General features: G+C 66.7%; 13 protein-coding genes and 1 pseudogene. 4 read left to right on the top strand and 10 right to left on the bottom strand.

Annotated elements, in window-relative coordinates:
* Positions 1-103: 103 nt before the first annotated feature.
* On the bottom strand, positions 104-652 hold the full coding sequence (locus BLR21_RS18870; protein ID WP_090007160.1) for a TetR/AcrR family transcriptional regulator: 549 nt from the start codon (positions 650-652) through the stop codon (positions 104-106).
* A 121-nt stretch (positions 653-773) separates the two neighbouring features.
* Between BLR21_RS18870 and BLR21_RS18865 the strand changes: the two genes are divergently transcribed.
* The gene (locus tag BLR21_RS18865) at positions 774-1,955 is read left to right on the top strand and encodes a cytochrome P450 (protein WP_090007110.1); all 1,182 of its coding nucleotides are present in this window, start codon (positions 774-776) and stop codon (positions 1,953-1,955) included.
* Positions 1,956-1,974: 19 nt separating this feature from the next.
* Here BLR21_RS18865 and BLR21_RS18860 read toward each other — a convergent pair whose 3' ends face one another.
* Positions 1,975-2,466 carry a hypothetical protein gene (locus tag BLR21_RS18860; RefSeq protein WP_090007109.1) on the bottom strand — a complete coding sequence of 164 codons (492 nt, stop codon included), beginning with the start codon at positions 2,464-2,466 and terminating at the stop codon, positions 1,975-1,977.
* 162 nt (positions 2,467-2,628) lie between these two features.
* Here BLR21_RS18860 and BLR21_RS18855 point away from each other — a divergent pair.
* Positions 2,629-3,060, top strand: a pseudogene (locus tag BLR21_RS18855) (C40 family peptidase); the annotation flags it as partial.
* A gap of 318 nt (positions 3,061-3,378) precedes the next feature.
* Here BLR21_RS18855 and BLR21_RS18850 read toward each other — a convergent pair.
* From BLR21_RS18850 to BLR21_RS18825, 6 genes are all read right to left on the bottom strand, one after another.
* A complete protein-coding gene (locus BLR21_RS18850; RefSeq protein ID WP_090007108.1) occupies positions 3,379-3,603 on the bottom strand; it encodes a hypothetical protein in 225 nt (74 codons plus the stop codon).
* A gap of 92 nt (positions 3,604-3,695) precedes the next feature.
* Entirely contained in the window at positions 3,696-4,391 is a 696-nt protein-coding gene (locus tag BLR21_RS18845) for a hypothetical protein (protein ID WP_090007107.1), read from the bottom strand.
* Between the two features lie 69 nt (positions 4,392-4,460).
* Complete coding sequence (locus BLR21_RS18840; protein ID WP_090007106.1) at positions 4,461-4,994, bottom strand: hypothetical protein; 534 nt, start codon at positions 4,992-4,994, stop codon at positions 4,461-4,463.
* Between the two features lie 394 nt (positions 4,995-5,388).
* The gene (locus BLR21_RS18835) at positions 5,389-6,540 is read right to left on the bottom strand and encodes a DUF6973 domain-containing protein (protein WP_090007105.1); all 1,152 of its coding nucleotides are present in this window, start codon (positions 6,538-6,540) and stop codon (positions 5,389-5,391) included.
* Positions 6,540-6,818 (bottom strand): type VII secretion target, encoded by a 279-nt coding sequence (locus tag BLR21_RS18830; RefSeq protein WP_090007104.1) that lies wholly within the window; start codon positions 6,816-6,818, stop codon positions 6,540-6,542. Before BLR21_RS18830 ends, BLR21_RS18835 begins: the two co-directional genes overlap by 1 nt.
* Positions 6,819-6,846: 28 nt before the next feature.
* The gene (locus tag BLR21_RS18825) at positions 6,847-7,905 is read right to left on the bottom strand and encodes a hypothetical protein (protein WP_143027767.1); all 1,059 of its coding nucleotides are present in this window, start codon (positions 7,903-7,905) and stop codon (positions 6,847-6,849) included.
* Between the two features lie 392 nt (positions 7,906-8,297).
* On the opposite strand from BLR21_RS18825, the gene BLR21_RS18820 reads away from it, so the two are divergent.
* Together BLR21_RS18820 and BLR21_RS18815 are read left to right on the top strand one after the other, a co-directional pair.
* The gene (locus tag BLR21_RS18820; protein WP_256334777.1) at positions 8,298-8,690 is read left to right on the top strand and encodes a cation:proton antiporter domain-containing protein; all 393 of its coding nucleotides are present in this window, start codon (positions 8,298-8,300) and stop codon (positions 8,688-8,690) included.
* An 11-nt stretch (positions 8,691-8,701) separates the two neighbouring features.
* Complete coding sequence (locus BLR21_RS18815; protein ID WP_090007102.1) at positions 8,702-11,281, top strand: ATP-binding protein; 2,580 nt, start codon at positions 8,702-8,704, stop codon at positions 11,279-11,281.
* Between the two features lie 57 nt (positions 11,282-11,338).
* Here BLR21_RS18815 and BLR21_RS18810 read toward each other — a convergent pair whose 3' ends face one another.
* Positions 11,339-11,809, bottom strand: a complete 471-nt coding sequence (locus BLR21_RS18810; RefSeq protein ID WP_143027766.1) for a hypothetical protein — start codon at positions 11,807-11,809, stop codon at positions 11,339-11,341.
* Between the two features lie 1,438 nt (positions 11,810-13,247).
* Positions 13,248-13,985 carry a hypothetical protein gene (locus BLR21_RS18805; protein WP_090007100.1) on the bottom strand — a complete coding sequence of 246 codons (738 nt, stop codon included), beginning with the start codon at positions 13,983-13,985 and terminating at the stop codon, positions 13,248-13,250.
* Positions 13,986-14,027 lie beyond the last annotated feature (42 nt).

Below are 14,027 nucleotides of genomic sequence, written 5' to 3'. Positions count from 1 at the left end.
AAGCCCTGCGCGATGAACGTCTCGGCCGCGGCCGAGACGAGCTTCGGGAACATGTCCGCTGAACGAGTGCGTGGCACCCGCCCATCATAAATGACCGACCGAGTCAGTCAACACCGTTTGCCGCCCGGATGGCGCTGTGCACCACCAAAGCGATGCGATCAGCGGCCTGATCCGGGTCAGGCTGGCCGGCGTCGAGCCAGGCGATCACGGCCTCAAGCGTGACTGTCGGCACGTACTGCACCGCCCAGTCCAGCCATGGGCCTTCCGGAATCACCGCGGCCAACTCGCGCCGCGTGACCTCCGCCGACATCGCCTGCATTCCGTTCACCACATCACGGAAGTCCGGTTCACGCACCGCGTGCCGGAACAGCAAGCGGAACCCATCCGGATCTTCGGCAGCAGCACGCAGCAGCGCAGAGATGCTGCCCTCGTCGTAGTCACCGGAGCCGACCGTTGCTTCCAGCCGGGCACACGCCCGATCGAGTACAGCCCGGTACAAGTCAGCCTTCGAGTCGAAGTGCCGGTACAGCAACACAAGGGTGACCTCGGCTTCAGCCGCCACACCGTCGAGTCCGGTCGCCACGTACCCGGTGCGGGCGAACGCGCGGGTCGCGGCGTCCAGGATCTGCTCGCGCCGCTGAGCACGCGGCATGCGCCGCACGTTCTGAGGACCCGCCACCACCGCTACACCTCCACTTGTTTAGAGCAGACTAAACAAGTAGCGTTGTTTAAGTCAACTTATACAAGCTGACCTGAACAAGGGGGCACATGTCATGGTTTCTCCTGCTCAACTGCCGTTCGAGCAGCCCCAGCCGCTGCAGGTCCCTCCACAGCTGCGCGTACTTCAGTCCCAGGGCGCGGTCCACCGGATCCGCACCGCGGTGGGCCACGACGCGTGGCTGGTCACCGACTACGCCCACGTGCGCGAGCTGCTCGGCGACGACCGGCTCGGCAGATCCCACCCCGACCCGCAGAACGCGGCACGCACCGGCGAATCCGCCCTGTTCGGCGGCCCGCTGGGAGACTTCGTCACCGAGCGGGCCGACCACGCCCGCATGCGCGCACTGCTGCAACCGCACTTCTCCCCCAAACATATGCACGCACTACGCCCCCGCATCGACGCACTGACCGCACAACTGCTCGATCAACTGGCCACCTCGGAGACTCCAGCCGACTTGCACGCCGCGGTCGCGGTCCCGCTGCCGATCCTCGTGATCTGCGAGCTGCTCGGCGTGCCGTACGGCGACCGCGACCAGTTCCGCGCGTGGACGGAGGCCGCCGCGAACATCAACGACCGCACCGTCTCCGAACAAGGTCTCGGCAACCTGTTCGGCTACGGCCTGCGCCTCGTCGAGACCAAGCGGCAAGAGCCGTGCGACGACGTGATCTCCCGCCTGTGCGCGACCGACGGCGTCTCCACCGAGGAGGCCGCCATGCTCTCCATGGCGCTGTTGTTCGCCGGCCACGAGACGACCGTGGTCCAAATCGGCATGGGCGCGCTGCTCCTGCTGGCCAACCCTGATCAGTGGAACGCCCTGCGCGACGACCCCGGCCTCATCCCGAACGCTGTCGAGGAGATCCTTCGCGCGCCCGGCAAGGGCGGCGGCGGGATCCCCCGCTATGCCCGCGCCGACATGGAGATCGACGGCGTCAGGATCAGCGCCGGCGATCTCGTTCTACTCGACAACGGTGCCGCCAACCACGACCCGGCCGTCTTCGCCGAGCCGGACCGCGTCGACATCACCCGCCAGGCCTCCGCCCACCTCACCTTCGGACACGGCCTCCGCTACTGCATCGGAGCACCACTGGCCCGCATGGAACTACAAGCCGTGTTCTCCCAACTGATCCCACACTTCCCCAACATGCGACTGGCCGTTCCCGTGAAGGACCTGACCGTCCGACACGATGTGCTCACGGGCGGGCTCACTGCCCTTCCGGTGACGTGGGACCGCTGATCCACTGCACGTGGGGCTGTCATGCAGGCAATACGTGGTGGGCGGTGAGCAACTCGCGGAAGAACGTGCGGAGGCCGTCAACGGCACGGTCGGCGGTGAGCTCGTGCGCCCCGAACCGATAGACCTCATACCCTGCCAAACGCAACGAGCGGTCCTCTGCGGCCATCTCGGCGTACCGGACGGGGTCGGCAGCTCCGTCGGCCGTCGCGCAGTGCTGCTGACCGTCGACCTCCAGCACAACTCGAGAACGCTGGGACAGCAGCATCAGGAAGTCCATGCGCTGCCGTTTCAGCTGACCGGACCGGTTTCCGAGTTGACGCTTGGTGTAAGGGTCGTAGTGCACGTACACCTGCGGAACCAGCGCCGGGAGGTCGAACCCGTCCGGTTCGGCGTACAGCGCGCAGTACGTTAGCGCGACGCACGCGTCGGCAACGTCGTACGACTTCACGCAGTCCGCCATCGTTTCCGCGATGGCCTCCCTCAACTTCTGAGGCGTGACACCACTACCCATGACTACATTGTGAACCCCACCTCGGACAAGACGACCCCCAAGTTGTCTGTCCACATAGGAACGTCCTATCACCGAGGCGACCTGCGCGCGGCAATCTTCTCCTACAACCACGCCAACTGGTACGTCGACATGGTCCTCGAACAAGCGGCCAAGTACGCGGAAGCGGCAGCGGCCAGCCTCGGAACCGGTCAGTGCAATACCGTTCAAGCGCCCAACGCCGTCTCTCTGGCCGCGATCACCTACGCCTGCAGACAGCTGGGACTGCCTTATGTGTGGGGCGGAAACGGCCCTGCCGCAGGCCACGCGGGCTTCGACTGCTCCGGGCTGACCAAAGCCGCGTACGCAGCCGCCGGGGTGACGCTGCCCCGCACCGCTCAGGAACAGTTCGACAAAGGGCCACGTGTCGCTGCAGGTCAACCTTTGCTGCCTGGCGACCTCGTCTTCTACGGTACTCCGGGCAACATCCACCACGTCGGCCTCTACCTCGGCCAAGACAGGATGATCAATGCGCCGACGTTCGGACAACCGGTGCAGGTCGACGGCTACCGCTACAACGGCGATGATTACGCCGGTGCGACCCGTCCAGCGAGGTAGTCACCAATGTAGCTTCCGCGCACACTTGACCACTTCCGCGCATCTGAACGCTAAAGATCACCTGATCATCTAGCGCGCACAGTTCTCTCACCGAAGCGCGCTCTCATGCCCAAGGCGGGACGTTGACGGTGCTCACTGGCGCGCGAGCGACAAGCTAGTCGCGCAGGACGCCAAACTCGAGCGGACGACTTCGTTGTTAGATGCTCATGACCAAACACCCGTTCGCAGTCGGCGAAGGTGGCCTCGCACAACGGGATCGCGCGGCTCAGATCACCCACCGACCGGCAGGCGTCTGCAAGACGACTCGGCCACCGAGTGTCACCGCACGCTCTGGCGGTTGGTGATCACGACCGTGCGGCCACCACCAACCCCACCACGGCGCGACACGCCAGCACCGCCCAACGCGCCCGCCGGTAACCCAAGCCACAGTGCCAAGGCGGCCAGCTGGGCGCGCCGGTACTCGCTGGATACCTCGATCTCACGACCGGCGAGCATCACCCGGAACGGGCCCAGCAGACCTATCCGCAGGTCGAAGGCGGTCATCGAGCCACCTCGCTTCACCAGGGCCGTCCGGACAGCCGCGACGGTAAATGACCGCGAGAACCGATACCGGCGAATCCGGGACGAGGTTCGTACTACCCGGCTGCTTCGTCACCCCACGGCATGCCGATCCTGCGCCGATCCAGGAACTCGGTCAGCTCGCCCAGCGCCTTGACCACGTGGGCGTGCCGGGCGGGAACAGGCTCGCCGCCGACCACCGCGTCGATGTCGTCGAGCAGCGGCTGAAACCAGGCCGCGAACCGCTCGTCCCGCATCCTGTCGCGGAACTGCGGATAGGTCAGGCACCGCGGCGGGCCGTCCGGGTCGATCATCAGATCCCCGAGTGCGCGCTGCTCGCCGCCCAGCACCAGCAGCCGGCCCGTCGTGCGGTCCGACAGCGCGCCGCCGACGGCGACCAGCCGCTTGATCAGCTCCCGGTTGTGCCTGCGGCGCCCGAAGTCCAGGAAGTCCACCTCACGCCACATGATCTGCACGATGCACAGGTACCTGGCCAGGCGGTACAGGCTCTCGTAACGGGCGTAGTCGCCGAACCGGTCCGGGCCCTCACGGAACTCGCTGATCTGCTCGGCGACGGTGTTTCCCAGCCTGGCACGCAACGAGTGCGCCGCCTGCAGCAACGGCACGCTGTACCGGCTCGCCACATGCCGCAACCGCACCCGCCGCTGCGTCCGGCTGCGCCGCCGCTCGAGGATCGCGCCGAGCAGCACGGTGACGACCGCACCCGTCACGGACACCGCCGCAGCCAGCACCGGTACCACGTTCGTCCCCACTCGCGCCTCCGCCGAACCGCCTGCCCGCAACGATGCGGAACGGTATCCCGCGCGACGTCTCCGCTCAGCTCACTCCCAGAAAACCTGAAGGGCCTCGGATGTCAGCTGCGCCAGACCGATCGTGGCGCAGTCCGGGTTGGGATGGACGAGTGGATAGGCGTTGGCCGTGTCACCGGCGAGCGGACCGCTGGTGAAGATCGCGCTGATCGTCACCCGGCCCGCTGACGGGTCGGTGTTGACGGTGATGTCGAACTTGCTCTTCTCGCCGGTGTTCCAGGTCAGGACCGCCTTCTCGACGATCGTCATCACCGGGGCGCACTGGTCGCCGAAGTGGCGCGTCGCGGTCCCTTCGCCGGTCCTGACGCCGGACTTCAGCCGCGTGTACCTGCCGTTCGGTGACTGGCAGTTCACCAGGCCACCGCCGACCACGGCGTCGGCCGTCGTGCTCGTGGCCGTCAATGGCGGGCTGAAGTCGAACTGGAAGTTGCCGGTGCACGTCAGGTCACCGGTCTCGGCGTGCGCCACCTGCGGCGATAACCAGCCTATCGTGAGCACGACCACGGCGATCGACGTGAGCGCGCGCCGGCGATTACGTTCTGCCACCTGAAGAATTTCCATCACGGATACATCGTTACCGTACGCGGCTTCCCCTCACGATGGGCCGCGGAGCGAACCCCACCTTCAGACACCCGCAACACCCATCTGGAGCATTCGAACCGATCGCGGGACGGCGCGAAGCTCAGACGGCGCCACCGAGCGCCTTGCGCACCGCGGTCGCGATCACCGCGCACAACACCTGGGGACGCGTCATCGTGGCCGAGGAGTTCGAGGCCGTCGATCTCGTCTCGGAGATCCTCAACAACGCCGGGGGAGACCTGTCTCGCGACCGGAGATGTGACCGGCAGCGAGCGGTGCCAGGGCCCAGCGCGGGCTCAGCCGCTGCGCCGCGGCACGGAACGGCACCGGCGGATCGTGAGCCTGGCCGGGCGGCCCTCGGTCACCACGGGTCGTAGGTTTCCCGGCCCGGATAGGGATCGACGCGGGTCGGCCCCTTGGGCTCGTCGGTCTGGCCGTGCTCGACACCGTCGGTGTGGCGCAGCCGCCCGCCCTCGTCGAGGACGACCAGTTCGCCGTCGCGTTCGGCCTGCTGGATGAGGTCGGCGAGCTCGGCAGGTGACGCGTCCGGGTTCTCCGTGGCGATCCGCCTGCCGACCTCGTTGTTGTACAGGTCCATCGCCTCGTTGTTCGCCTGGTTGCCAGGGATCGCCTCGTGCGCGGTCGCGTATTCCTCGGTCCACTCTGGACCGAACTGCCGCACCATGAGGGCGTTCCAGTAGGCGTGTTTGAAGGCGTTGGCGTGGCTGCGGTCCCGGACCTCGTTCTCCCCCGCTGCCAGGTCCGGGTACCGCTCGTGCGCCACGGCGCCACTGCTCTCACGGATGCCCGCCATCGCCTTGAGTTCCCACGGCTTCAGGTCGTCGAGCATTCGCGCCTCGGTGTCGGTGACGAGCTGCTCGTGGAATCCCGGCAGGTCGGTCAGGCTGAGGTCCGGCACCCGGAACCACACCTGGCCTTCCTCAGCGGTCTGATAGTCCTCCAGGATCTCGGCCAGCTCGACCTGTTTCCGCCCGCTGTCGGCGGCGTCGGAGAGGGTTCCGGCGTCCTGGCCGGTGATGGCGCGGATCCCGTGCAGCACGGCGTACAGGTCCTGGTCGACGTCCTCGGCCGCGACCAGCAGTGCTGTCACCTGGGAGGTGATCATCTCCTTGGTCAGCTCTCGCAGGACCCCGTCGCCCTGGGCGCGGCCCTGCGCGTCGAGCACCTCCCGGCCCTCTATCCGAAAGCCATGGCGCGCGGCCATCGCGTCGGTCTCGGCAATGCCGTCTCTGAGCGCCCGTAGATCGGATTCGGTGACGTCCAAGCGCTCAGCGAGCGCGCCGAGCCGGGCGGCCAGCAGTTCCAGGTCCTCGCGGTGCCGGGCCAGGGCCCGCCGCGACCGGTCCGCGGCGTCTCCGTGCCAGTCCTTGACCTCGGCGGCGTCGACCGCGCTCTGACAGCCGACCAGGTTGTTCCGGGCGGTGACGACCTGGTCGGCCGCGGCACCCACCGGCTTGGGATCCCAGCGGCTGATCTGCTCCCAGATGATCATCAGCTGAGCCTCTCCCCAGCGTCGTGGTCGGTCGCCTCGTACGCCTCGGCGGACGCGTCCAGGTTCCCCGCGTAGGCAATCATGTTGTCCGCCGATGCGTCGGCGTCGGCGCGCAGGTGCTCCTCCGCCCGCGGGGCCGCCTCGCTCGACATCGAGCCCGGCAGGCCTGCCGCGATGTCGCCTACCGCGTCGAACCGCAGCCTGCGCGCGACCGCGGCCACCTCCCGCGCGGCGCCGGCCGAACGCCGCAGCGCCTGCGGCTCCACCTCGAAACTCACGTTGGTCCCTTGCCGTCGCTGCTGTGGATCAGGTCATCGAGGTCAGCTGCGAAACGGTCGTCCGGTGCAGGTGGTCGATGATGTTCAGGGTGCAGTCCCCCTCGAACGGCTGCGGCTTGTCGCACTCGTCGGTGCGGTACTTGTACGAGCCCGACTCATAGACGAGGTAGATCCGCCCGTCGCTGTCGGTGATCCCCTCGGACATGCTCGGCGCCCGGAAGCAGGTGGCGTCGCCCGCCGTCTTGGCGTTGTCGAGGAGCTTGTACCCCTTGCGTACCACGTAGATGTTGCTTCGGGCGTCCGAACCGTGCGAGGTGCTGTAGATGTAGTGCTCACCGGTCACGGTGAGCCCCTGGGTCTTCAGCGGAACCTGGATCCAGTCGTCCGGGCCGCCGACGCGATCGAGCGTGCCGTCGTTCTTGACGGTGAACCGATGCATGCGGTTGCGGTGGTCGGAGTCGAAGGTACCGACGTAGAGCGTGTCGCCGTAGGAGCTGAGGAACGACGGCTTCAGCTCGTCCTCGCCCATGGTGAACTCGTGGAAGTGGCCGTCCGCCCGCCAGAGCGGGTTGCCGGTCGCCAGCGCCGTACGCACCGCGCCGAGCGGGTAGCGCTGCACGGTGGGGTGCCCGTGGGCGGACGTCGGCCCGGACACGAACAGCCAGCCGTTGACGACGGCGACCCCACCGGCGTGCGACTTGTTCTCCGGCATGGTGACCAGCCGAGTCTGGCCGCTACCCGGTTTCAGCCCGACCAGCGCGGCGGGCTCGCCGGCCCGGTACGCGGACAACACCACCAGGTCCTGACCGTCAGGACCCCAGTCCGGCCAGGTCGCCAGGCCTTGCGGCACGTACCGGTCGAGCAGGCCGTCCGGCACGACGTGACCGGCATCGAACCGGTTGTCGTACTGCACCGAGGCCGACGGGCCGTGGTAGAACGGCGCCGAACCGGCCGGTTGGTCGTGGCAGTTCATCGCCACGTCGGCCTTGTACCAGGGCCGCGATGGCTCCTCGGCGCGCACCGGCGCTCCAGCGACCAGTGCTGTCGCCAGGGCGCCTGCGGCCAGCGCCACGATCGTTCGCCTCATGGTGGATCAAACTCCCCGCAGTCACGCGTCAGTGGTCCCCGGAGGAAACCACCGGCACGCCGAGGACACCAGGAAAGCCAACCGGCAATCCGCCCGGCACTTCGCCAAGATCTTGGCACGAGAAGCAGAATCTGGGCGGGTGGCCGGCAGCGGAGCCCGCCCTGTCGGCGCCGGCCCACGACGGTGACCACCGCCACCCGATGCCGCTCGTCCGGCCAGGCCGAGCATGATCGGCCAGACTGCACGCCTGCAGGAGATGGTCTTGCTCGCCGTGGTGGCGGTGCTGATCATCGTGGCTGTCTCGTAAGTCGCACCGCAGCTGGCTGTCGCGGCGCCGGTGTTGCTGGTGATCGTCGGCATGGGCGTGCAGTCAGCTGCCGGGCGCGCCGCAGGTGTTCGTCGAACCCGAGTGGGTCCTGGTGATCGTGCTGCCGCCGATCCTCTACTCGGCGGCGGTGAACGTTCCCGTGATGGACTTCCGCAGGAACTTCAAGGTGATCAGCTCGCTGTCGGTGCTGCTGGTCGTCGGGTCGGCGTTCGGTACGGTCCTGCTGATCTGGTGGCTGCTTCCGGGGATCGGGTTCGCGGCGGCGGTGGCGCTCGGCGCGGTGATCAGCCCTCCGGACGCGGTGGCGACGACGTCGATCGGCAAGCGGCTGGGGTTGCCGCCGAGGCTCGTCACGATCGTGGAGGGTGAGGAGCTGGTCAACGACGCGACGGCGCTTGTGCTGCTGCGCACGGCTGTCGCGGCGATTGCGGGCACGGGATACGACACAAACTCGTAGAATTCGCCGTCATGGGGACACCGTCCGGCTCACCGTTGCTGGCCGCTCGGCTGTCGGCCGGGCTGAGTCAGGAGGAGCTGGCCGAGCGCTCGGGACTGAGCGTGCGCAACATAAGCAACATCGAACGCGGGCGGGTGGCGCGTCCTCGGCGCGGATCGCTCGATGCGTTGGCCGACGCCTTGTCGCTGCAGCCGCCGGAGCGTACGGCGCTGATCGAGCACTACCGCGGTGGACGGCCTACGGCGTTCGTTCCACTGGTCAACCGGAACTTCCTGCCCCGCGCCACTGCGGGCTTCATCGGGCGGGCCGGCGAGATCGCGACGGTCCTCGAGCTGATCGACGGCGTCGACGGCGTGGTGTGCGGCATCGACGGCATGGCGGGCGCGGGCAAGACCGCCTTCGCGGTCCATCTCGCCCACGCCATCACCTCGCGCTTTCCGGACGGGCAGCTCTTCGTCGATCTTCGTGGGTCGACTCCGGGTGAGCGGCCGCTCGAACCGGAGGCAGCGTTGGTCCTCCTCCTGCGCCAGATCGGCATACCCGGTGAACACATCCCGGCGGACCCGCTGCACCGGGCCGCGTTGTGGCGCCACGAGACCGCCGATCTGCGCGCGCTGGTCGTGCTGGACAACGCGGCCGACGACGACCAGGTCCGCTCGTTGTTGCCGCATGCTGGCGCGTGCCTCATCTTGATCACCAGCCGCCGCAGGCTGCTCTCCGTGGAAGGCGCGGTGCCGATCTCGCTCACCAGTCTGTCCCCGGTAGCCAGCAGAACACTGTTCGCCCAGGTCAGCGGGGTCGATCCGGCCGAACCGCTGCTGGACGACATCGTCGACCGGTGTGCACACCTGCCACTGGCCATCAAGATCGCCGCGGCTCGGCTCCGGCACCGACCGGCCTGGACGCCCCGTGATCTGCTCACTCGGCTCGGCGAACAAGGCGATTCCCTCGCCGAGCTGACCGTCGGTGACCACAGCGTCGCCGCGGCGTTCGCGGTGTCCTACCGCCAGCTACCACCGAACCTCCGGCGCTCCTTCCGGCTCCTCGGCGCGCAGCCGATGACGACCTTCGACACGTACTCCGCATCGGCACTGCTGGACCTCCAACCCGCTGCCACGGACCGCGTGCTCGAAGATCTCCTCGACATGCACCTGCTCGCTCAGTCTGTCGCTGGCCGCTACCACCTCCACGACCTGCTCAGGCAACATGCGCGGACCCTCGCCGAGTCCGAGCAGGACCCGGAGGAGCATCGCGCGGCACTGCAACGGCTGCTGGACTACCTGCTCCAGGTCGCTGTCGACGCCTGCCGCACGATCGCTCCCAGCCACCGGGAGCTGCACCAGCCGATCACCCGCGCCGCGCGTGCCGCGCCGTCGTTCGAGAGCGGCACCGCCGCGGCGCTCACCTGGCTGGAGACCGAACGCGCCAACCTCCTGTCCGCGATCGCGCTCGCCGCGGCCGACGGGTGGGAGCCGCACGCCTGGCGGATCGCCAACCGGCTGCGACCCTTCTACCAGCACGGTCGGCACCTCGAGGATTGGATCTCCAGCCACCGGCTCGCGCTCGCCGCGGCCCGAAGCGCCGCGGACCTCATCGGGGAGGCCGACATGCTCGGCGGCCTCAGCTGGGCCCTGCAGCAGACCGATCGGCTCCACGAGGCGCACGAGCTGGCGGAAGCCGCCCTCGACGTCGCGGTCCGATCCAGCGATGTGTTCGGTGCCGCCGTGGCTCGGTGCCTGCTCGGCCACGTCCATTGGCAAGCGGGCCGGTACCACCAGGCGGAGCACTACTTCATCGGTGCGCTGATGCCGTTGTCCGATGACGCGTCGGCCGCCGAACGGCAGGAGAACGCGCACAACCTCAGCGGTTTGGCGATGACCTGTGAACGAAGCGGGCGTTACCGGGATGCCCTGCACTACAACGCCCAGGCGCTCGAGCTGGCGACGGCGCTGGACGACCGCATCGAGTGCGCCGGGCTGCTCCGGCAGATTGGTCAGATCAACACCAGACAGGGCGAGTACACGACGGCGGAAGCCCACCTCGCGACATCGCTCATGCTGGCCTCCGAGATGGGGAACGGCAGGGCGGAGGGCGCGGCGCTGATCGCGCTCGGCCGGCTGTACACGCAGAGCGGCCGACCGGACCAGGCCGTCGACGTCCTGGGCGCCGCTCTGACGAAGGTTCTCTCCGCGAACGACAGACGCGGCCAGTGCGTGGCGCTGACGAACCTGGGGGCGGCTCTGGGTCGCCTGGCCAGGTACGAAGAAGCGACCGAGCGGCACAACGACGCACTCGCCGTGGCGCGCGAACTCGGCGTCAAGGATCTCGTCGCGGAGATCCTCAACAACATCGCCGACATCTTGTTGATGGTCGGCGAGGTGACGGAGAGCGCGGCCCACTACCGCCGAGCCCTCGCCCAGGCGGATGAGATCGGTCTCCGGTACGAACAGTCCCGTGCCCGTCAAGGACTGGCCTGGTGCTGGGCGAAGACGGGCGACACCGAGGCCGCGACGGCCGGCAACCGGCACGCCGCCACGCTCTGGGCCGACCTCGGCGTACCGACACCGCCGGACCCGACGGCGACCCCGTGAACGCGAGCGCCTCGGTGCCCACCCACAGTGCCGGACACCGAGACGCTCGAGCGCCGGTCAGCTGTAGGCGAAGTCATGCAGCCAGCAGGACGTGGTGCAGCGCACCCAGACCTTGCCGTCGCCGACCCGACCGTAGGCCTTCAGCGTCCGGTCGTTGCGTTCCAGGTAGGCCGGTCCGGCGAAGTCGACGTAGTTGTCGGCGTCCAGGACACGATAACCGGACTCGGAGACGTAGCCGATCCCCGCCGCCGTCCACCGCTCAGTGCGGTACTTCTTCGTGGTCAGCACGCAATGCGTGTCGCTGCTGCGATTCCGCATGACCCACAGGGTGCCGACCGCGCTGATGTTGTCGGGATCGCCGACCGGCTGCCTCTCCTTGATTTCGATCTTGTACTTGACGACGTAGTCGCTGCCGCACTGGGACCAGGGGTCAACGGTGTCGGCAGCCGCAGGTGAGGCAGCCACACCGAACGCGGACCCCACAGTCGCGAGCAGGCCGGCCAACACCCCAAGAACTCTCTTCCGCAAGGCGGTCTCCTTGTCGTGTGGGTACTCGTGCACCGAGGAACCCAATCATCGAAACCACGCACGAACCAGGAACAAAAACGGAAGAAAACCAGAAAATGGACCGGCAGGTTTCACCGTTCGCGCATACCAACTAAGTCGCCACGCATGGCCTGTGCTTCGTAGACACCTGAAGGGTGTCGGAGTTGGAGAAGGAGTTGGACATCCGAGTCGCCCAGGGCTCGCAACACCCCATCTCACCGGCGTTGGCTCAATGAGCCTTCAGACGAGGTCGAGCCGTGATCCGTACCGCAGCACAACCTGACTACCCGGCGCCTCGCGTCGCGCCTGTAACCACGCAACACCACACGCCGCCGACCGCGCCAAAATCCACGTCAATGGGCTGATCTGCAACGCGCTCTCATGCCGCCGAGCGGCTGCACCACCTACAACAAGTGATCAACTACCACGGACACCAACTGCTCACCGAGCGATCACGTCGCGTGGAAACACCACTTGACGCCGCCAACATTGCTCATGTTCACGCGGAACCTACAGCTATTTACACTTTGAGGAGGGCCAGTACATTCGACGATTGGCGTAATCTCATCAGAAAGCAGGTGAACAAAACTGTCCCACGCGCGGGGATCTTGACTCGGATCTTGCACAAGAGGAAGCGAAGGACTCAGCATGCTAACGTCTCGTCGCTCTCCGGCAGGAATGGACAACCAGGAACTTGCGTCGCCCCAACCTAGCTCGTCGAGGTAGGCCGAGCATCCATCAGCCAAGTTCCAGGCTAACGGCGGGAAATAACCGGACGAGCCAATCGGAGGTGAAGCCCTCATGGAAGCGCGAGAGGCTCACTAGCCGCCAACAAACCGGCTGCAAGGTCCGAGTACCGGTCACGCGGGCGATGGTTCGCTCCAAAAAGGCCCATGAGGATCGACCGGGCTACATCGCCAGGGGCACATTCCACAGCAGGCAGACGCATCCGGTCACCCGAAACAAGGACGGAGCCCGACGCCCGACAACGCTTGAGCCCGGCAGCCAATTCTGCGTACGCAAGATCCCACTTTCCAGCGGAATTGTTGCAAGCTTGACATAGCCCATAAACGTACATTCCGCCGTCAGACTTCCTAACCACAGCCTGTGTCCGCAGGCCATTTACAGTCTTCACTCGGAGGTAGTGTCGCTGGACACCATGGTCATTCCCCGCCGTCTGGGGTGGCACGTGAGCTCGACCCAAAGGCCCGACGTGCACCACACAGGCCGCAGGGTCCGGGTTCTCCTTTGCGTCGCAGTAAACCGACGGCCGTCGGCGTCTCGACGATCGTCTGCTTGGCGCGGTTCCTCGCCCCCTTGCCCACGAGGCAGACTCTACGCCGAGCCAGACGCGCACCTGCGGCGCCGCGCAGGCCGGCGCGAGACATTGGAGAATTCCACAGATACCGGACCGCAGGAATCACTCAGTCTCAGCAGCGCGCTCGCGCAGCACACTCAGAATATTGGACCCGTAACGTGCTTTGCTTCGATGCCGCGTGCCGCGCTTCATCTCCTTGATGATCTTCTCGATCTTGACAGCCTCTTTGAACTCACCACCCGCCGCAAAGAAGGCGCGCAACCAAATGTCAGCGTCGAGCGAATAGCCAGCAGCAGAAAAAACGCGCAGTAGCTGCACGACGGCATCCTTGCCGTTACCTCCCGACAGACCGTTGTACTGCTCATCAACCCAACATTTCGCCGCCTCAAGCTGCACCGCGTCTGGCGCCTCATGTGCGGACCCGATGTTCAGGTTGACAGCACATAGTCCGTCGAGCCAGGTACGGATCACATCACCCGGTGACCAAACGCTGACGAACAGTCTCGCGACAGACTCGCTCGCGACGATCTCGCGCAGCAAGTCACAATCCCGTTCCTCAAAGGGATGCACAACAATGAGCGGATGAGCGACCACCTTGTCAGCGCGTCGAAGTTCATTGAGATCAGATAGGTCAATGACGCGTCGTTCTCCAGCGTCGCGAGCAACGTACGTCGCGAACTCACGGTCGGCACTCCGGTCCGACTCGTAAGCCTTCCGGTTGACAATCACGAAAACGTATGGCGGGCTTCCGAGCCAGTCGCGAATCACGGCGCTTTGTTGTTGCATCGCGGCGCCCTGCTGTGCCCAATCCTCACGAACCATGTACGCAATTTCGACCACAGAACCAGTCTGCCGCAGACTTCAGGTTTGAGTGCCACGACT

Source organism: Lentzea albidocapillata subsp. violacea, from assembly GCF_900100275.1.
In the GTDB taxonomy this organism is placed as follows: domain Bacteria; phylum Actinomycetota; class Actinomycetes; order Mycobacteriales; family Pseudonocardiaceae; genus Lentzea; species Lentzea violacea.
Note: the sequence above shows the minus strand (reverse complement) of the source record. Positions and strands in the feature narration are given on the sequence as shown.